At 65.9% G+C, this 18623-nt stretch carries 19 protein-coding genes and 1 tRNA gene; 7 read left to right on the forward strand and 13 right to left on the reverse strand.

Translation table 11 applies throughout. From position 1 onward, the window contains the following. Window positions 1-14: 14 nt before the first annotated feature. The 5 genes from G557_RS0102790 to G557_RS11270 form a co-directional block, all read right to left on the reverse strand. A complete protein-coding gene (locus G557_RS0102790) occupies window positions 15-842 on the reverse strand; it encodes a lytic transglycosylase domain-containing protein (RefSeq protein ID WP_084626931.1) in 828 nt (275 codons plus the stop codon). Continuing rightward, the gene (locus tag G557_RS11265) at window positions 839-2095 is read right to left on the reverse strand and encodes an alpha/beta hydrolase (protein WP_051224255.1); all 1257 of its coding nucleotides are present in this window, start codon (window positions 2093-2095) and stop codon (window positions 839-841) included. Before G557_RS11265 ends, G557_RS0102790 begins: the two co-directional genes overlap by 4 nt. Before the next feature lie 230 nt (window positions 2096-2325). After that, entirely contained in the window at window positions 2326-2655 is a 330-nt protein-coding gene (locus G557_RS14420) for a type II toxin-antitoxin system PemK/MazF family toxin (RefSeq protein ID WP_028244873.1), read from the reverse strand. Further along, window positions 2642-2917 carry a hypothetical protein gene (locus G557_RS0102805; RefSeq protein WP_051224258.1) on the reverse strand — a complete coding sequence of 92 codons (276 nt, stop codon included), beginning with the start codon at window positions 2915-2917 and terminating at the stop codon, window positions 2642-2644. Before G557_RS0102805 ends, G557_RS14420 begins: the two co-directional genes overlap by 14 nt. 216 nt (window positions 2918-3133) lie before the next feature. Beyond that, the gene (locus G557_RS11270) at window positions 3134-3859 is read right to left on the reverse strand and encodes an ABC transporter ATP-binding protein (protein ID WP_084626954.1); all 726 of its coding nucleotides are present in this window, start codon (window positions 3857-3859) and stop codon (window positions 3134-3136) included. A 139-nt stretch (window positions 3860-3998) separates the two neighbouring features. On the opposite strand from G557_RS11270, the gene G557_RS13880 reads away from it, so the two are divergent. Continuing rightward, the gene (locus tag G557_RS13880; protein WP_156877052.1) at window positions 3999-4163 is read left to right on the forward strand and encodes a hypothetical protein; all 165 of its coding nucleotides are present in this window, start codon (window positions 3999-4001) and stop codon (window positions 4161-4163) included. Between the two features lie 238 nt (window positions 4164-4401). Next, a complete protein-coding gene (locus G557_RS0102820) occupies window positions 4402-5883 on the forward strand; it encodes a glycosyltransferase family 39 protein (RefSeq protein WP_028244875.1) in 1482 nt (493 codons plus the stop codon). A gap of 9 nt (window positions 5884-5892) precedes the next feature. Here G557_RS0102820 and G557_RS0102825 read toward each other — a convergent pair whose 3' ends face one another. From G557_RS0102825 to G557_RS0102835, 3 genes are all read right to left on the reverse strand, one after another. Then, window positions 5893-6231, reverse strand: coding sequence for a YnfA family protein (locus tag G557_RS0102825; RefSeq protein ID WP_028244876.1), 339 nt, complete (start codon window positions 6229-6231; stop codon window positions 5893-5895). A gap of 44 nt (window positions 6232-6275) precedes the next feature. Then, the gene (locus G557_RS0102830) at window positions 6276-7043 is read right to left on the reverse strand and encodes an NADPH-dependent oxidoreductase (protein ID WP_028244877.1); all 768 of its coding nucleotides are present in this window, start codon (window positions 7041-7043) and stop codon (window positions 6276-6278) included. 127 nt (window positions 7044-7170) lie between these two features. After that, window positions 7171-7244: transfer RNA gene (locus G557_RS0102835), tRNA-Leu, on the reverse strand. 237 nt (window positions 7245-7481) lie between these two features. Here G557_RS0102835 and G557_RS0102840 point away from each other — a divergent pair. After that, the gene (locus tag G557_RS0102840; RefSeq protein WP_028244878.1) at window positions 7482-8051 is read left to right on the forward strand and encodes a LemA family protein; all 570 of its coding nucleotides are present in this window, start codon (window positions 7482-7484) and stop codon (window positions 8049-8051) included. A gap of 89 nt (window positions 8052-8140) precedes the next feature. After that, window positions 8141-9025, forward strand: coding sequence for a M48 family metallopeptidase (locus G557_RS0102845; RefSeq protein WP_028244879.1), 885 nt, complete (start codon window positions 8141-8143; stop codon window positions 9023-9025). A 272-nt stretch (window positions 9026-9297) separates the two neighbouring features. Here G557_RS0102845 and G557_RS0102850 read toward each other — a convergent pair whose 3' ends face one another. The 5 genes from G557_RS0102850 to hisS all read right to left on the reverse strand — a co-directional run bounded on the left by G557_RS0102850 (window position 9298) and on the right by hisS (window position 14482). After that, a complete protein-coding gene (locus G557_RS0102850; RefSeq protein ID WP_028244880.1) occupies window positions 9298-10764 on the reverse strand; it encodes an NAD(P)/FAD-dependent oxidoreductase in 1467 nt (488 codons plus the stop codon). A gap of 62 nt (window positions 10765-10826) precedes the next feature. Continuing rightward, window positions 10827-11357 carry a DUF501 domain-containing protein gene (locus G557_RS11275; RefSeq protein WP_051224263.1) on the reverse strand — a complete coding sequence of 177 codons (531 nt, stop codon included), beginning with the start codon at window positions 11355-11357 and terminating at the stop codon, window positions 10827-10829. Further along, window positions 11354-11845 (reverse strand): FtsB family cell division protein, encoded by a 492-nt coding sequence (locus G557_RS13235; protein WP_051224266.1) that lies wholly within the window; start codon window positions 11843-11845, stop codon window positions 11354-11356. The genes G557_RS11275 and G557_RS13235 overlap by 4 nt, the downstream gene beginning before the upstream one ends. Window positions 11846-11853: 8 nt before the next feature. Then, the gene (gene eno, locus G557_RS0102865) at window positions 11854-13131 is read right to left on the reverse strand and encodes a phosphopyruvate hydratase (protein ID WP_028244881.1); all 1278 of its coding nucleotides are present in this window, start codon (window positions 13129-13131) and stop codon (window positions 11854-11856) included. Window positions 13132-13174: 43 nt separating this feature from the next. After that, complete coding sequence (gene hisS / locus G557_RS0102870; protein WP_028244882.1) at window positions 13175-14482, reverse strand: histidine--tRNA ligase; 1308 nt, start codon at window positions 14480-14482, stop codon at window positions 13175-13177. 139 nt (window positions 14483-14621) lie between these two features. On the opposite strand from hisS, the gene G557_RS13240 reads away from it, so the two are divergent. From G557_RS13240 to G557_RS11290, 3 genes are read left to right on the forward strand one after another with little or no spacing between them, the layout of a single operon-like run. Further along, on the forward strand, window positions 14622-16775 hold the full coding sequence (locus G557_RS13240; RefSeq protein ID WP_169337734.1) for an ABC transporter ATP-binding protein: 2154 nt from the start codon (window positions 14622-14624) through the stop codon (window positions 16773-16775). Then, window positions 16775-17809, forward strand: a complete 1035-nt coding sequence (locus G557_RS0102880) for an ABC transporter permease (RefSeq protein ID WP_036960367.1) — start codon at window positions 16775-16777, stop codon at window positions 17807-17809. The genes G557_RS13240 and G557_RS0102880 overlap by 1 nt, the downstream gene beginning before the upstream one ends. Further along, the gene (locus G557_RS11290; RefSeq protein ID WP_051224272.1) at window positions 17802-18542 is read left to right on the forward strand and encodes a nucleoside triphosphate pyrophosphohydrolase; all 741 of its coding nucleotides are present in this window, start codon (window positions 17802-17804) and stop codon (window positions 18540-18542) included. Before G557_RS0102880 ends, G557_RS11290 begins: the two co-directional genes overlap by 8 nt. The last annotated feature ends 81 nt before the right edge of the window (window positions 18543-18623 follow it).

Raw genomic sequence — 18623 nt, forward strand, 5'->3', positions numbered from 1 at the left:
GCGGCGCCTGCCGGTCATGCGGCAGCGGCGAATCGGTTGGCGACCGCAGCCACCGCGTTGTTGTAGTCGACGCCTTGGTTGTAGGCGTCGATCGCGGCGATCCAGCCCGACGAGGTGGAGAGATCGTACCCGGTGGCACACAAATAGTGGGCGGCCGCGAGCGCGGCATCGTCGATGTTCTGTGGGTCGGCGACGCCGTCGCCACTGCCGTCGACGGCGTAGACGGCCCAGGTCTGCGGGATCATCTGCATCGGCCCCACCGCTCGATCGTGCTCGCTGTCGCCGTCGAGCGCGCCGCCGTCGGTGTCGGCAATGTCGGCCACCCCGTCACCGTCGAGGGCGATGCCCACGATGCCCGGCGTGGCCCGGCCAGTGTCGTCGAGCACCGATCCGCCGATGCGCCCGTGGTCGCTCTCCACTTCGCCGATGGCTGCGAGGGTGTTCCAGGCCAGCCCGCAGCCGGGCTGGTCACGCGCCACCGAGATCGTCGCACCGGCGTAGGCGCGCATCGCCCGCTCGGGAATGCCGGTCTGCTGGGCGATCTGCTTCGCCCATGCGGGCTGCACCAGCGCGGTGATCGAACCGGAGCCGACCACTTGAACGTCGGCGTCTGCCGAGCCCGAGGCTTCGGGCGCGGCATCGGCGACGTGGCCGGTGGGCTCGCCGGCGGCGGCTTCGGTGGATGCCCCACTCCCCACACCGGTGAAGGCCAGCACCAGCCCAACGGCGAGGGTTCCCACGCCGAGCGCTCCGAGGGATACCGCGGTGCGCAGCAGCATCCGTTCGCGCCGACTGCGCGCACGAACACTGCGGCGCGTCGCTGATGTGGTGGGATCGCTCATCGCGTGCCCCGTTCAGCAAACAGTCGCTGCAGCGCATCGGGCAGCGTGCGCCGCCACCACGCGTAGTCGTGACCGCCGTTGACCTCGGTGAGTCGCACATCCACCCCGTCGCCGGCCAACTGCGCCGCGAATGCGCGCGCCGGTGGCAGCAGCACCCACTCCTGCTGGCCAACCTGTATCTCGATGCGCGCCTCGCGTGGCGGCCGCGCGGCGGCTTCGTCTACCACGTCGGTCTGCCACAGCGCCGCCGACTGCGCGATGGCGCCGCCAAACGCGTCGGGGCGGCGCACAACGGCGGCGAGCGCGGCCAGCCCGCCGAGGCTCTGCCCAACCACCACGGTGTGCTGCGGGTTGGTGGCGATCGACGCATTCGGCAGCTCGGTGAGCCAAGGGCGCAGTCGGTCGGCCATCCAGTCGGCGATGCCGCCGTGCTCGTCGAGCTCGCTCCACCGCTGCTCTCGGTCGGCGCTGTCGACGAACACCGCAACCACCGGCGCGATCGCCTGTGCCTCGATGAGGTTGTCGAGCATGGTCGGCAGCGGCTGTGTGCCGCGCCACACGTCGCCGTCGAGCACGATCAGCAGCGGCGCACCATCGGCACCGCACCCACCTGCCGGCAGGTACACCCAGAGTCGGCGCCCGTCTGGGCCAGTGTGCGCGGTGAGTTCGCCGGCGGGCGCACCGTGAGGTGTGCTCCAATGGTCGCCAGGCGCGGCCTCGAGTGCCACCACCGACACGCGACGCCCGGCGCGGTTGGTCATCGTGAGTGGGTTGCGTGTGTCGGGCTCGCCGTGATCGAGCGCCTCACGGATGCCCCGCTGATCGGGTTGCCCCCGCCACGGCGCAAGCTCGCCTGCCTTGGCCACGTTGAAGCTGTACGAGGCCACCCAGTCATCGCGCATGCGGTAGCTCAGGTGCCAGAGGTCGGTGCCGGCGACGTGTTGCATGAGCGACCGATCGAGATCGGTCTCGTCGGTGAGCCTGTTGACGAACAAGAGCACCTCGGCAGCGTTCGCGTCTTGTCGCACGAAGGTGACGATGCGGTGGTGTGCATCACCGGCCGGGTCGGGCTCAACAATCGGGCTTGTTGGATGCTGCCCCAGAAACGCATCGACGGCCTGCTGCCGGTCACTGGTCGGGTGGTGGTGCATCTGCTGCGTGAGACCTGTGATCAGTGCGCTCTCTGCCACCGGCGCCGGCTCTGGCCGGCGCACCTTCGGCGGCTGGCGACGTGACGGGGTGGCTGCAGACATCTTTCTCAGGCTATCGCCCAGGCCACGGCGCCACCACTGTTCGCACGGGATGCGTCGAATCTGACACCCGGCGCGCTCTCCAAGTGCCATATGTCTGCTCGGCCGGCCGGGCCTGCGCCGTGGCTTGGGGCATCCATATGCGCCTATCTTCACCGAATGTACAGAAAAGCTGCCTACGAGGCGGGGTGTAGGCAGCTTTTCTACACACTCGATGCCGACAAGGTGCCGGCTCAGCTCAGATCGTCTTTTGTCAGCGCAAGCAGTCGCGCCAATTGCCGAGAAACCGCATGCATCTGCGCGGCGGTGAGCTCGCCCACACAGCGCCCGAGTTCGTGTTGACGCACCGTAACGATTTTGTCTGCCATCACATAGCTGGTCTTCGAGAGACCATTGCTCGGTGTCGGATCGACTCGCACACGCTCGGCGTCTGGCCGATGAAATGAGGTGAGTAGGCAGAGCACTACCGAATCAAACTGTTCAAGATCACCTTGCACGACGACAGGGCGCGCTTTTGACGCGTAACGGTCATCGCGGAGGGTCCAGATCTCACCCCGCCGCATCGAGCAGCTGCCCCGACACGTGGGAAGCGAATTCAGTGGCTTCGTCTTCGGTCTCGAGCGGCTCTACTTCGGCTGCCAACCGCACATCGAATGGGAACCCGCGGTGCTGGTTGAACGCGGCCACGAAGACCCGCATTGCATCTGCGGGCGTCGTGCCTAATCGCCGTGCGGTTTCACGGAACAGCTGTTCTTGAGAGACCTCGATTCGAGTCGCGAGCTGCACCGTGGCCACACCAGCCTTGGCTGACTTACCTGCACTCATCGCCAACTCCTCATCACGAATGACCCCAATACCTATCAAATACTACCATTCGCTACCACAGAGGGAGGAGCCAGATTCACGCCCTCACCGAATGTACAGAAAAGCTGCCTACGAGGCGGGGTGTAGGCAGCTTTTCTACACACTCGATGCCGGCAACCACTGAAAAGAGGTCAGGCACTCGATGCCGGCAACCACGCTGCGGGGCCAGCCCCGCCCTCACTCCTCGTCGATGCGCGGCACCACGAGCGGCGACCCACTCAGCGGGTCGGTGATGATCGCGTTGGGCAGCCCGAACACCTCTTCAATCAACTCGGTCGACACCACGTCGGCGGTGCTGCCCGTAGTCACGATCTCCCCCTCTTTCATCACGATCAGGTGGGTGGCGTATCTAAAGGCCAAATTGAGCTCGTGCAACACGGCGACCACTGTGCGTCCGCCTCGGTGCAGCCGGCGAGCGAGGTTGAGCACCTCGACCTGGTGGGCGATATCGAGGTAGGTGGTGGGCTCGTCGAGCAGCAGCAGCGGGGTCTGCTGCGCCAGAGCCATCGCGATCCAGACTCGCTGACGCTGCCCGCCCGACAGCTGGTCGATCGTGCGATCGGCCAGGTCGGTGACGTTCGCCGCGGTCATCGCTTCGATCACGGCTTGTTCGTCGGTGGATGTCCACTGCCGCAGCAGGTTCTGGTGCGGGTACCGGCCGCGCGCCACGAGATCCGACACGATGATTCCTTCAGGGGCACTCGGATTCTGTGGCAGCAAGCCGAGGCGACGAGCCACCTCTTTGGGCGCATATTCGGTGATCTCGCGGTCGTCGAGCCACACCGACCCGGCTGCCGGCGGCAGCATGCGGGCCAGCGCCTTGAGCAGCGTCGACTTGCCGCAGGCGTTCGGGCCCGCGGCGGCCACGGCGACGGCCATCAGCGCGACACCGATGATCACCATCAGCAGACGAGAGCGCTCCACGCACTCACGAGATTGCCAAGGTGATTCTCGAAGACCCAGCCCATCTTTCGACGATTGAAGACTGGGCGGTCAAGTTCCCGCGTTCAAGCGCGAATTCGGGCGCCCGCCGCTGTCGTTCATGGTCGACAGCGGCTCATGGACCGAAGATCGGGCGGCAGCCGAAGCCCAGGCCGCAGCCACTGCAGCGGTGCTCGAGCAGCAGACTCAACAGGCGTATCGCGAGCGGTTCGGGCTGCCCGAACCGATTGGTACGAACAGGGAAGTCGAGACAGACGAGCACTGAGCGGGCCATGCGGCTCTGCCAGCTCAGCGCATAGCCGGTACTCAGGCGTGGCTGAGCACACGCACTGGTGAAGCAGATAGCCTTACTGACGTTCCGTACCCTTCGTAGGGTTCTTGTCTTCCCAGAAAGCACGATGAGCGCAACCCCCGAGTCTCCTGAGCCCACGCACTCTCCCCGACCCTCCAGGTCGTGGTCACGCAGGCAGTGGATATGGCTGAGCGCACTCAGCCTGGTCGCAGTGGCTGCGTTCAACTGGCCGCTGCTGTCGATCTCGGTGTGGTTCGATGAGGGGTTCACCGATACCTTGATTGGCTTCTCCTTCGCAGACATCTGGCGGTACACCGCAGCCGACGTGCACCCTCCCCTGTATTACTGGACTCTCAAGGCCTGGAGTCTCATGTTCGGCGACTCAGTGGTCGCACTGCGCATGCTGAGCGTCACATTCGCCGCTGCTGCCATCGTGTTGGCCACCAGGCTGGCCTCGCTCCTGTTCTCGAAGCGTGCTGCCACAGCCACCGCAATCGCCCTGTTCATCTCACCCGTCACGCTACGGTACGCCCACGAGATGCGTATGTATGCCATGGTCGCCATGTTGGCATTCGCCGCGACACTCATGCTGCTGCGAGCCAGCGCATCCGGCCGACGCCGTGACTGGACGATCTATGGCCTGCTGATCGCCGCCGGCATGTGGACGCACTACTTCATGGTGTTGGTCTGGCTGTCGCACTGGGCGTGGCGTGCAGTGGCTGTGCACCGAACCGCCCCCGGGTGGCAGGCGTGGATGCGCGCCTTTTTCAGCCGCAGCTGGCTCGCCACGCACATGCTGGGCATCGCCCTGTTTTTGCCCTGGGTGCCTGCCGTTGTCACTCAGATGAAGACGGTGCGCAAAGGCGGCTTCTGGATCCCCGAGGTTTCATGGTCGACGCTGCCGGGATTCGTCTCGGATACGCTCGCGTTTCGAGAGTTCGGCGAACTGAGTGTGCCAGAGGGCATCTGCATTTTTGCCATCGCTGCTGCCTGCGTCGTGCTGGGCGTGCGCGCTTGGCGGCGCAGTGCCGGGCGGGCACGTCGCGGCTGGCTGCTGCTGTTCTGTTTGGCCGGAGTGCCGCCGGTGCTACTGCTGCTGTTCTCGCTACCGCCGTTGACCTCGTCGTTCATTTCGAGGTATCTCGTGCCCTCGTCACTGGCGCTGACCATGATCGCCGCGATCGCTGTGACTTGGCCTGATCATGGTCGCGTATGGCGCTTCGTTCGCGGCGCCACCGGCATCGCACTCGTCGCCACTCTCTGCTTTGGCATGGCCGCAGAGTATCGGCTGGGTGATTTCAACAAAGTCGAGCAGGCGAGCAGCGAATCACAGTCACTGATCGCACAGATCAGAGAGCGCTCCGGCGACAACGCCGTGATCGTCGCAGATACTCCCATCTTCTACTACGAGGCCTCGACCTACGAAACCGATGCGTCGCCAGTGCTCTATATTCCACCATTGACATATGAGTGGGGATCGCTTGCGATGCTCAAAGACACAGACATCGGGCGTGCTGACGATCTGCCCCGGCTGGCCGCGGACAATGGGTCGATCTGGGTGATCTCACAGGTGCAGCAGTCGTCCTTTGGCGAGGGATACGACGGCCTCGCCGAGCTGTCACGATTCACTATGACCGACCCGATCACCGGGCGCGACCTTTACCTTGCCGTGCAGTACGGGGCGACGTCGTGAGTCTGGGGATCAGTCGAGCCCCCGGGGAGCGAACATAATAACGCTCACGCCGGCCAGGCAGATCGCCGCGCCCACCCAGTCCCAGAGCGTGGGCCGAAAACCGTCGACGAGCATCCCCCAGGCCAATGAACCGATGATGAACACCCCGCCATATGCGGCCAGCACCCGCCCGAAATCGGCATCTGGCTGCAGCGAGGCGACGAACCCGTAAACGCCGAGCGCCATCACCCCGAGGCCGGCGAACCACCACGGGCGAGATTCGTGCACTGCCTGCCAGACCAGCCAGGCGCCGCCGATCTCGGCGATCGCAGCGAGCATGAACAGCACGGTCACGCGCAGCAGGTGCATGGGCCAGCTCCTTTCAGTGCGGTGGATGCGCCAGGCTCAGCTCGTCACCGCAGCGCGAGCAGCTGCTCGTGCAACACCTCAAGGGTGGGGGCTTTCTCTGCCGCACCCTGACCGGGCTTAGTCGCGATTTGATGGGTGAACGAGTCGATGCGACGGCTGGTGTCGCGCAGGTCATAGTACGTGGTGACGACCTGGTCGTACTCGGCGAGCGCTTGCTGGTACGAGTCAATCTCGGGGTACGCGTCGGTGGCCGTCAGGATGCTCTGCGGCAGTCGCGGCTTCAGCTGAGGCTGCTGGTCAGGGTGCCCGATGATCAACCCCACCAGCGGGAAGGTGCGCTTGGGCAGCCCCAGTGCGCGGATCACCTTGCGCGGGTCGCCGCCGATGCTGCCCAAGTAGACCGTGCCGAGGCCAAGTGACTCGGCCGCGACCACCACGTTCTGCGCGGCGATCAGCACGTCTTCGACGCCCTGCAGAAACAGCGGCATGGTCTCAAGCACCGCCACGTCGGCATCCTGCTCTTCGCGGATGCGCGCGTTGCGGTAGAGGTCGACCACGAACACGAACAGCTCGCCGCGATCTCCACCGACATAGGGCTGGCCCGAAGCCTCGAAGATCTGCTGTCGCACCTCGAGGTCTTTGACTCGAATGATGGTGCGCTGCTGATAGAAGCTGCTGGTGGGTGCCTGGCGCGCGACTTCAAGCAGAGTCGCGATGGTGTGCTCGTCGACCGGTTCGTCGGTGTATGCGCGGATGGTGCGGTGCGCCAGCTGCGTGGCGATGGTGTCGTTGGCTGGGTGCTGGTCGCTCATTCGGGCTCCTCGGGTCTTCTGATGTGGAGGCGCGGGGCCTCGTTGGTCAGCTGGTGTCGTCGTTTGCCACGTGCGGCCCCGCTGGTGACCAGCGATCGCACACCGTGGCGAACGACGACGCAGACAGTGCCCCCAGTGGGACTCGAACCCACACTGTGCCGATTTTAAGTCGGCTGCCTCTGCCGATTGGGCTATGGGGGCGGCGACCCTCACATCTTACGCGGGCAGCGTACCTTCCTGCCCAGTGATCACGACGATGATGCCGCTGCGGCTGGTGCCTAAGCCCGAGATTCCGGGGTTCTTGGCGTGCACTCCGCAACCATCTGCACACGACACAAATGATCGATGGGCAATTCTGCACAGGCACCCTCTGTGCCCGCCGAAAACACCACGGTAGACTGGTTCCACTTCTGAGACGCATGCCCAAAGGAGGCCGACGTGAGCGGTGGATGGATCGCATTGATCGTGGTGATCGCGTTAGTCGTGATCATCGGCGGGTGGCTGTGGGCCACCTACAACGGGTTGGTCAGGCTGCGCGTGCGCGTCGACGAAGCATGGAGCGACATCACGGTGCAGCTCAAGCGCCGGGCCGACCTGATCCCCAACATCATCGAGACGGTCAAGGGCTATGCCAGCCACGAGCGCGAGGTGTTCGAGCGGGTTACCTCTGCACGCAGCGAGACCATCTCGGCGCAGAGCCCCGAGCAGGCAGCAGTCGCCGAGAGCCACCTGCAGGGTGCGCTCAAGAGTCTGTTTGCCGTGGCCGAGGCTTACCCCGATCTCAAGGCCAATCAAAACTTCCTGCATCTGCAGCAAGAGCTCGTCGACACCGAAGACAAGATTCAGGCCTCCCGCCGGTTCTACAACGGTGGTGTGCGCGAGCTCAACACCAAGATTCAGACCTTCCCGACCAACCTCATCGCTGGTCCCTTCGGCTTCACCGCTCGCGAGTTCTTCGAGGTCGCCGACCCTTCGGCGATCGCCGAGCCCCCGCGGGTGCAGTTCTGACCGTGACACCCCTGCCTGCCACTGCGTCAAGGGAACGTTCTGCCCAGCACACCACCCGAGTGGGCTGGCAACGCACGGAAGGCTGCTGAATGTACCGGGCCATCCGTCAAAACAAAGTGAACACGGTGCTGATCATCATCGTGTTCGTAGCGATCATCGCCGGCCTCGGCTGGATCGCCAGCTTGATGTTCGACAACTGGACGATCACAATCTGGGCGCTCGTCGGCGCGGCGATCTACGCGACTATTCAGTACTTTGCGGCCGGTTCTGCAGCCGTCGCCATGAGTGGTGCGCGCGAGATCACCAAGGCAGAGAACCCGCGGTTGTGGCGCATCGTCGAGAACCTGGCGATCACCACCGGCACCCCGATGCCACGCGTGTACATCATGGACGACCCCGCCCCGAATGCCTTCGCCACCGGCCGCGATCCGGAGCATGCCATTGTGTGCGCGACCAGCGGCATCCTTGATCTCATGACCGATCGCGAGCTCACCGGTGTGATGGCCCACGAGATGGGGCATGTGCGCAACTACGACATTCGGCTCAACATGATCGTGTTCGGGCTGGTCGCCGCGGTGGGCATCATCGCCGACATTCTGCTGCGAGTGAGTTTCTTCGGTGGCAACCGACGCAATAACAACAATGGCGGCGGGGTGCTCATGATCGTACTGGCCGTGCTGGCATCCGTGCTGGCACCGCTGGCGGCGACCTTGGTGCAGCTGGCCGTCTCGCGGCAGCGCGAATACCTCGCCGATGCCACAGGTGCGCTCACCACGCGCGACCCCGAGGGGCTGGCCAGCGCACTCGACAAGCTGCAGCGCTACTCGCAACCGCTGCAGCGCGCGAACTCTGCGATGGCGCACATGTACATCGCCGACCCGCTGAAGCCCGGCGTCATCGACCGCCTGTTCGCCACGCACCCGCCGCTGCCCGACCGCATCCGGCGTCTGCTCGGCAGCGCAGACCACTTCTGATTCTCGGGGTGCTGCGGCGCCGCCGCGCTGCTGCCTGCACGTCGCCGCTCGATGGCATGCAGGTTGCCGCTACCAGCACATTCGCGCCACCACTTGGCAGCACCCCGCCGGCGCACCACCACTCGCCAACCTGCGCGCTCACTCGCCACTCCAGCACCGCTCGGACCAACGAGCACACACACTGACCAACGAGCACGCAGCACGGCAACTGCAGACACAAAGAAGCGCCCCGCCGGTGGTTTACCAGCGGGGCGCTTCTTGCAGCTCAGCGACTACTTCGCGTCGTCGGCCTGAGGCTCAGCCTTCTTGTCTGCTGCTTTCTCGGCCTTGGCCTCAGCAGGCTTCTCAGCCTTCTTGTCTGCAGCCTTCTCGGCCTTGGCCTCAGCAGGCTTCGCGTCGTCAGCAGGCTTCGGCTTGGGGCGTGAGGCGAACTCTTCGAAGAACGCGCGCGGGTTCTGCACGTGTGTGGTGGTCGCGATGTCGCGACCCAGCCAGATCTGGTGCCACCAGTCGCCGAACACACGCCACTTGCGCTCCCACGTGGGGATAGCCAGGCCGTGGTAGCCGCGGTGGAACAGCCAGGCGATGCCACCCTTGAGGGCGAACTTCTTCTTGCCCCCGGTGAACACGCCGTTGCCCACGCCGAGGCCAGCGACAGCACCAGCCGGCTTGTGCACGTAGTCGACCGGCTGATCGCCACGCAGCGAGGCGACGATGTTCTTGCCCAAGCGACGTGCCTGACGCACTGCGTGCTGCGCGTTCGGCACGCACGAGCCATCGAAGGGCAGGCCGTTGCCCGTCACGTCAGGCACCTGGGTGGAGTCGCCAGCACCCCAGACGCCCTCGATGATGCCGTCGTCATCGGTGGCACGAAGGTCTGCGCGCAGACGCAGGCGACCGCGCGGCTCAAGCGGAAGGTCGCTGTTGCGCAGCACCGGGTTGGCCATCTGACCAGCGGTCCAGATGATCACGTCGGTGGGGAACTTGTCGCCCTTCGACGTCTCGACCACGCCGTCGACGGCGCTGGTGACCTGCGTCTCGAGGTGCACCGTTGCATGGCGCTTGGCCAGATCGGCGATGACCCACTTGGCAGTTTCGAGCGAGACCTCGGGCATAATGCGGTCAGCAGCCTCGATGAGGTGGAACTGCAGCTCGTCTTCGGTGATCTCAGGGTAGTGCTTGAGCAGCTTGGTGGCCAGGCCGCGCACCTCGGCGAAGCCCTCAATGCCAGCGAAGCCGCCGCCGACCACTACGAAGGTCAGCAGGCGCTGGCGCTCGGGCCCGGCGGGCAGGTTTGCCGCACGGTCGAAGTTGGTAGTCACCTTGTTGCGGATCCACTCGGCTTCTTCGACAGACTTCAGACCGATGGCATTGTCGGCGATGCCCGGAATGGGGAAGGTGCGCGAAACGGCGCCCAGCGTCACGACCAGCACATCGTAGGCCAGGGTGTAGGGCTCGCCGCCCTCAGCCTGCACCGTGACCTGCTTATCGGCGTTGGAGATGCCGGTAACCTTCGCATTCACCACCTGAGTGGTCTTCAGATGACGACGGTGAGGCACCAGCACGTGGCGCGGCTCGATCGAGCCCGCGGCAACCTCGGGCAGGAAGGGCTGGTAGGTGAGATATGGTCGCGCGTCGACCAGGGTGACCTCTGCCTCACCCTTGTTAAGCAGCTTCTCGAGAGTGCGGGCAGTATAGAAACCCGCGTATCCTCCACCGATGATCAGGATCTTGGTCACAATGTTCCTTTGCGCAGATGACGTATTACCCGCCTAATCTACTCCAAAGATCTGTGGATTTCTCAGGTGTTGGGCACATTGCGCTCAGTTGCGAGATGAGGCAGCAATGTCCCCTCTTCGCGACTCCACCCAATCTCGTCGAGCACGATGTCGCCGATGGGGTTCACCCCAGGCCCGGCCGCGAGCGCGTGCCCGACCAACGCATGCAAGCACTTAACACGCGTGGGCATCCCCCCGGCCGACACCCCGGCGATCTCCTCGACCACGCCATAGGCCTCTCGATCGGCAATGTAGCGCTCATGCGCGGCACGATACCGCGCAGCGAGATCGTCATCTGCAGCGAGCAGCTCGTTGAGCTCGGCCATGCGCCCGGCCGCCTCGAGGCGCGACACCTCACGGGTGACCTCGGGATGCGTCAGGTAGTAAAAGGTGGGAAACGGCGTGCCGTCGGCCAGCCGCGGGGCGGTGGAGACCACCATCGGTGTGCCGTCGGCAGTGCGCGCCGGGATGCCCACTGCAGATCGCATCGGACGGCCCAGCTGCTCGGCCATCACCTCGAGATCATGCTCGGTGACCGTGCTGTCGTGCGTCATTGCCCCTCCGTGCCATCGCCGGTGCCGTCATCGGTGCTGGTGTTACTCAAGGGCGCGTCGCTGGTGCCCGCCTGTGCAATCGACTGCCCGAGCAGCTCGCTCCAGTTCTGCTGAGTGGTGGTGACATCGGTGCTCGGCGCCTGTGTGGCCTGGGTATCGGTGCTCGACTCGGTGACGCTGTCGCCGTCGACCACCACGTATGTGGTTTCACCGGGCACCACGAAATACAGTCGTTCGCGGGTCTGCGCGCGAATATATGCCGGGTCGTCCCAGCGGGCGCGCTGCTGTTGCAGCTCGGTGAGGCTCGAACTCTGCGCATCGACTTCTGCCTGCAGGTCGGCAACCTGCTGCTGCTGCTCGATGTAGAGCTTGATGCTCGGCGCCAATACGAGCGCCACGCCGATGAGCGCCAGAGACAGCAGCACGGGAAAGCCGCGGAACCCGTGGGTGCCCGCCGCTGTGCCCTGTTCGCCGCCGTCTCTGGCCACCGGATGCCCTACTTGCCGAAGCGAGGGAAGGCCTGAGCCCCGGCGTAGCGTGCGTGGTCGCCCAGCTCGGCCTCGATGCGCAGCAGCTGGTTGTACTTGGCGACGCGCTCCGAGCGGGCCGGAGCACCGGTCTTGATCTGCCCGGCGTTGGTGGCCACCGCGAGGTCGGCGATGAAGGTGTCTTCGGTCTCGCCCGAACGGTGCGAGATCATGGCGGTGTAGCCATTGGCCTGTGCCAGCTCGACGGCACGCAGCGACTCGGTCAGCGAACCAATCTGGTTCACCTTGACCAGAATCGAGTTGCCGGCCTTGTCATCGATGCCGCGCTGCAGGCGCTCCGGGTTGGTGACGAACAGGTCGTCGCCCACCAGCTGCACTCGATCGCCGAGACGCGCGGTCAGCGCGCTCCAGCCAGCCCAGTCGTTCTCGTCAAGACCGTCTTCGATCGAGACGATCGGGTAGGTCGAGATGAGTTTGTCGTAGTAGTCGATCAGCCAGGCCGAGTCGCGACCCTCACCCTCGAACTGGTAGGCACCGTCAGTGAAGAATTCGCTGGATGCGGCGTCAAGCCCCAGCGCCACGTCGCTGCCGAGCGTGAAGCCGGCGCGCTCGATCGCGGTGGTGATCGCCTCGAATGCATCGGCGTTGTGCTCCAGGCTGGGAGCGAAGCCGCCCTCGTCGCCGAGCCCGGTGCTCAGGCCGCGCTCTTTGAGCACCGACTTGAGAGTGTGGTACACCTCAGAGCCCCAGCGCAGCGCCTCGGCAAAGGTGGGTGCGCCGATCGGCGCGATCATGAACTCTTGGAAGTCGACGTTGGAGTCTGCGTGTGCACCGCCATTAAGGATGTTCAGCAGCGGCACCGGCAGCACAGCGGCATCGTCGCCGCCAATGGCTCGATACAACGGCTGGCCGGTGGAGAGCGCGTTGGCACGAGCCACAGCCAGCGATGCGCCGAGAATGGCGTTGGCGCCCAGACGTGCCTTGTTCGGCGTGCCGTCGAGGGCGATGAGCGCCTCGTCGATGCCCTGCTGGTCGGCGCTGTCGCGACCATTCAGCAGCTCGGCGATCTCGGTGTTGACCGACTCGACCGCGCCCAGCACGCCCTTGCCGAGGTAGCGGCCACCGCCGTCGCGGCGCTCGACCGCCTCGAACTGCCCGGTTGACGCACCCGAGGGAACGTCTGCCCGAGCGAGCGTGCCGTCGGCCAGACCGACCTCGACCTCGACGGTGGGATTGCCGCGCGAATCGAGAATCTCGCGTGCCGAAACGGAAACGATGCCTGCCATACTGCTGCCTCTCTGCTGAGCGTCAGGATTTGATGAAACCAGCCTACCCGAGCGAGCGCACGTCGAGCCCGGCGAACGCCCGGTCTTCGGCGCCGACTCGCGCGAAATGTGTGTAGCCCTGAGCGGCCAGCTCGTCGAGCAGACGACCGACTTTCTTGGGCTCGGCGACCACGTCGACACGGGCGTGCTGGCCGGTGGCCAGTGCCTGCGCCTTAACGGCGATCAGGTGCTCGGGCAGCGCGGCGCGATCGGCCAGCAGCACCAGCCCGCCGGGCACCTCGTCGGCGCCCTCGTCGACCAAGTCGATGATGCGCTCGAAACCGATCGAGAAACCCGCCGCAGGCACGTCGGTGCCGAGGAAGCGTCCGATCATGCCGTCGTAGCGGCCGCCGCCGCCAATCGACGAGCCCGACTCGGGATGCGAGATCTCGAAGATGGTGCCGGTGTAATAGCCCATACCGCGCACGAGTGTGGGGTCGAACACGAGCGTGGGCGCGCTGGCCGGATCGGCCTGCGAGCTCTGCGCCACCGCACGAGCGATCGTGACAAGGTTTTCGACCGCAGCTGGCGCTTCGATGTCGCCGAGCAACTCGGCGATGCCCGCTTCGCCCAAAGACTGCAGCCCGGTCTGCTCGACGCGCTGCAAGAACACGCCGAGTCGCTCAGCCTGCGCAGCCAGCCCCGCCTCGGCCAACTCAGCGAGCACACCAGCAGCACCGATCTTGTCGAGTTTGTCGATGCTGATCAGCACGCGTGAGGTGTCGGCGGCAGCAAAGCCCGCATCGGCCAGCACAGCATCAAGGATGCCCCGGTCGTTGACCCGGATGGTCGCGCCGGTCAGCCCCAGGCGCGCCAACGCTGCTGACGTTGCCGTGATGAGCTCGAGCTCGGCCAGCACGCTCGGCTCGCCGAGAATGTCGATATCGCACTGCACGAACTGGCGATAGCGGCCCTTCTGCGGGCGCTCGGCGCGCCAGACCGGCCCAGTCTGGATGGCGCGGAACACCTTGGGCAGTTCGGCATGGTGGCTGGCGTAGTAGCGGGCCAGCGGCACGGTCAGATCAAAACGCAGGCCGAGATCGGCCAGCACCTTCTCATCGCCGGTATCGGCGGCTTCGCGCAGTCGCTCTGGGGTGAGCCCGCGGCGCAGCACACGGAAGGCCAGCTTCTCGTTGTCGCCGCCCAAACCTGAGGTCAGGCGCGAGAGGTCTTCGAGCACCGGGGTCTCGATCTGCGTGAACCCATGCTGACGGTAGGTATCGAGAATCGTGGCGAGCACCCGCTCACGGCGGGCCTTCTCAGCGGGCAGGAAGTCGCGCATCCCGCGGGGCGGAGTGATCTGTTGGGCCATGGTGCTCTATTCTGCCACGCCGCGCTGAAACGCCCCGCAAAGCCTCGCTCGACCGTAGGCTGAGAAGGGCGGAGCCACGGCCCTGAACTCAGGATGCCGCACCCCGCCCACGAGAGCCGATGAACGTGAGGGCATGAGCATGGCGAACAACGACAACGAGGGCAAGCGCAAAGGCTTCTGGCACCGGCGCAAAGAGGCCGAGGTCGTCGTCGAGCAGGTCGAAGGCGACCTGAGCGCGGCCGATGCTGCCCTGCCGGCCGATGCTGCTGCACCCAGCGCCCCCGAAGAGCCAACAACCCCCGAGGTATCAGCCCCGACCCCCGCCAAGTCGACGGAGGCTGCGGCCGAGGCCGGAGCCCAGGCTTCAGAGTCGACTCCTGAGCCAGTCGAAACCGAGAGTGCCGAACAGAGCGGCCATGTGCTCACCGGGTTCGCCTCGTCGGCCACTCCACCCGAGACCCGCCCGGTCTACGATGCCGGCCAGGCCGCCGCAGACGCCGCGCGCATTCAGAAGGCAGTGCGGGTAGCCCGCCCCGCCGGAGTGCCTGATCCGCTGCCCGAGACCAAGTCGAGCAGCGCAGGCATCGCTCCGCTGCCGACCGCCAGCGCACAGCCCGAGGCCGAGGCACAGCCGCAGACCCAGCCCAACCCCACCGCTGCCGAGGAGGCTGCGCTGGGGGCGCAGATCGCCAAAGCGGTCGAGCCCGCGCCTGCTGCTGCGAAGACCACACCGGCTGGCACCACTGACACCACTGACACCGCAAAACCTGCCACTTCGAGCAGCCAGACGGCCGATGAACTGCCTACTGCCCCTGAAGCGCAGGCCGCCAAGTCCGATACCGACGATCGCACTGCCGAAGAGAACAGCGACGAAGCCTCGACGCAGCCACCGACTGCGGTGCTCGCCAGCCAGAGCAGCGCACCCAGCGCTGCAGCAGAGCCGGCGACTGAAGTCGCAGTGGCGAGCGGTGCTGCCGACCACTTCCCGGCTTCGACGGCAGCCAACGCCGAGCCCACTGCCCCCAAGGTCGCAGCCACCGACACTGCAGTGCCTGAGGCCGAAGCGGTGGACGAGACGCCAGAGTCACTGGTCGCCGCAGCAGCTGAAGCCGCCGAAGCCGAGGCTGCGGCAACCGAGGCCGAGGCAGCGGCCGCCCATGCGCATCCTTTGGTCGTGACGCCGGTCAGCCTCGACGAAGCCGAAACTGCCCAGCAGCCCGAAGAGCAAGTGGCGCCGCTGATCACCGAGCGCAACGTGACCGTGAGCGGACTGCGCCGTTCGTTCGGGCGCCGCAACGTGGTGCTCGACGGAGTCGGGTTCACGGCACGCTCTGGTCAGGTCACGGCAATCGTCGGCCCCAACGGCTCGGGCAAGACCACGCTGCTGCAGGTTCTCGCCACCGTGCTGCGCCCCCAAGAGGGTGACGTGCGCATCAACGGCATCGACGCCGTGGTGCGGCCGCAGGATGTTCGCACATCAATCGGCTGGCTCACCGATTCTGTGGCCCTGTGGCCGAGACTCAGCGTGCGCAAGACGCTGCTGGCGTTCTCTCGGCTCTACGGCTATTCGCGCTCAGAGAGCCGCACCCGGGTCGACGAGCTGTTGGCCACCCTCGATCTGACCGACCGGGCGAAGACCCCGGCTCGTCAGCTCTCGCGCGGCGAACGCCAACTGCTCGGGCTCGCCCGTGCGCTCGTGCACGACCCCCAGGTGCTGCTGCTCGACGAGCCCACCGAGGCCCTCGATGCCCGGCACCGCACGCTGGTGCTCGACCTGATCCGCGGGCTGGCCGGAGAGGGCAAGACGGTCATCGTGGCCACCCACGACTTCGACCAGCTCGATGCCTGCGCCGACAACGTCGTGTACCTGCACGACGGGCGCACGGCCACCGCTGCTGAGATCGAGCAGGCACAGACCCTGCCGCGACTGTGGCGCATCAAGACCCTTGACCCGGCCGCGCTGCTCGAAGCCTTGCAGCGCTTCGACGTCGACTTCAGTGTCGACGAGAACAGCCAGTCGATCGAGGTGTTCGTCGACGACGAAGCCCAGGCCAACCTGTTGCTCGCTCGCCTAGTGATCGCCGGGGTGCCAGTGCACGCGTTCTCACCCGCGACCAGCCTGATCGAGCAGACCTACAACGTGCTCAGCGGCACCGGCCCACAGCCGTCGCAGCTGACCCTGCTCGAGCAGACCGCGCGCACGCCGACCGCCGAGGTCGAGATTCCTGAACAGCCGCGACGACGTGGCCGACGCGCCGCCGCACATTCCACCGACACCAAGGGAGACCGCTGATGGGCACCCTGATCGCACTCGAGCTACGCACCCGCGCACGCGGCATCGGATGGATCGTGCTGCAGATTCTGTGGGTGCTCGCCATCGGCGGGCTGACTGCCGGCGTGTACTTCACGGCCACCAACTCCGGCGAGCCGGTGGGCAAGTGGCTGTACTCGATCATTCTGTACTTCACCCTGTTTCTGGCCACGATAGTCACACCGGCCATCGGTGGCGGGTCGATCAACGGCGACCGAGCCAGCGGCCTGCTGACACAGGTGCAGACCACCGCGGCCAGCGCATCCACCATTGTGTGGGCCAAGGCATTCGCCGCGTGGATCGCCTCGCTCGGCTTCGTGCTCACCGCAGCCCCGTTCTTGGCGTTCGCGGCGTGGGCCGGCGGCGTCGACTGGCCGGTAGTGCTCGTGTCGGTCGTGGTGCTGATCGCCGAGCTGGCGTTCTTCGCTGCGCTGAGCGTGGCATTCTCGGGGCTGTTCAGCCGCTCGGTGTTCTCTGTCGCACTGTCGTATCTGGTGATCGCGCTGCTGTCGGTGGGCACGGTGCTCGGGTTCGGCATCGGCTCAAGCCTGCTGACCAGCACGCGCGACGTGCAGGTGTCGACCTATGACGAGAGCGCCTCAGAGCTGGGTCAGGCCAATTGCACCACGGTCACCGAGCAGCGCACCTATCAGCGCGCCGACCTGCTGTGGCCGGTGCTCGCCGCCAACCCCTTCGTGATCGTGGCCGATGCCACGCCAGCCAGGTTCACCACTGCCGCAGGCGGCGCCACACCCGGCTACCCCGACAACCTGCTCACCGGGGTGAAGGTGGCTTTGCGCACGGCGCAGGCCTCGCCCATCCCTACCGAGACGGTCAACGAGTGCACCTGGAACAATGACACCCTCACCCCCCGCGAGCAACTCGCCGGCACGCAGCCGGTGTGGTTCTACGGGTTGGCCGCACAGTTCGTGTTCGCTCTGGTGCTGCTGGGCTGGGCCACCGCCCGCACCCGTCTGCCCTACCGCTCACTGAAGAAGGGCACCCGCATTGTCTGATTCGCAGCTGTTCTCGAATGCTCCGTCTGCCGGCGGCAGCGCGCTCGACGGGCTCGTCGACACCGTCGACCAGCTGCTGCGCGAAGGCGGCTGCCCCTGGGATCGCGAGCAGACCCACGAGAGCCTGGCAAAGTACCTGCTCGAAGAGACCTATGAGACCCTCGACGCCATCGAGAGCGACGACGGGTCACCCGAGGCCACGCAGGCGCTGGTCGAAGAGCTGGGCGACGTGCTGTATCAAGTGCTCTTTCATGCCCGGCTGGCGCAGACCGAGGGGCGTTTCGACATCGACGATGTGGCTCGGGCCGTTGATCAGAAGATGCGTGCCCGGCACCCGCACGTGTTCGGCGATGCCGAAGGCAACCGACCAGTGGCCGAGACCGCAGACGATGTGGTCGGCATCTGGGATGCTGCCAAGGCTCGCGAGAAGAGCTCACGCACCAGCGTGCTCGATGGCATTCCCCAGGCGCTGCCTGCCCTCTCGCTGGCCGACAAGCTCATCGGGCGTGCGCACAAGCTCGGGTTGCTCGATGCAAGCGTGCCCGGGGCGGTGCCGGTGACGGATGAAGACGACCTCGGCAAACTGCTGCTGGCCATCGTGGCGTCGGCCAAGGCTGCGGGGCTCGACTCAGAGCGTGCGCTGCGCACCACCCTGCGCGGATTCGCCGACGAGATTCATGCCGCAGAGCAGGCGGGTGCCGACGCCGGGGTGATCGGCGTGTCTGAGGGCTGAGGCGCGCGCTCGCCACCCCGCAGGCTCACCCAGTGCACGGAACGCGCGCTCGCTCGCCAGCATGCACTGCCGCTGGTCACC

It is taken from the genome of Pseudoclavibacter soli DSM 23366, from assembly GCF_000423505.1.
In the GTDB taxonomy this organism is placed as follows: Bacteria; Actinomycetota; Actinomycetes; order Actinomycetales; family Microbacteriaceae; genus Pseudoclavibacter_A; species Pseudoclavibacter_A soli.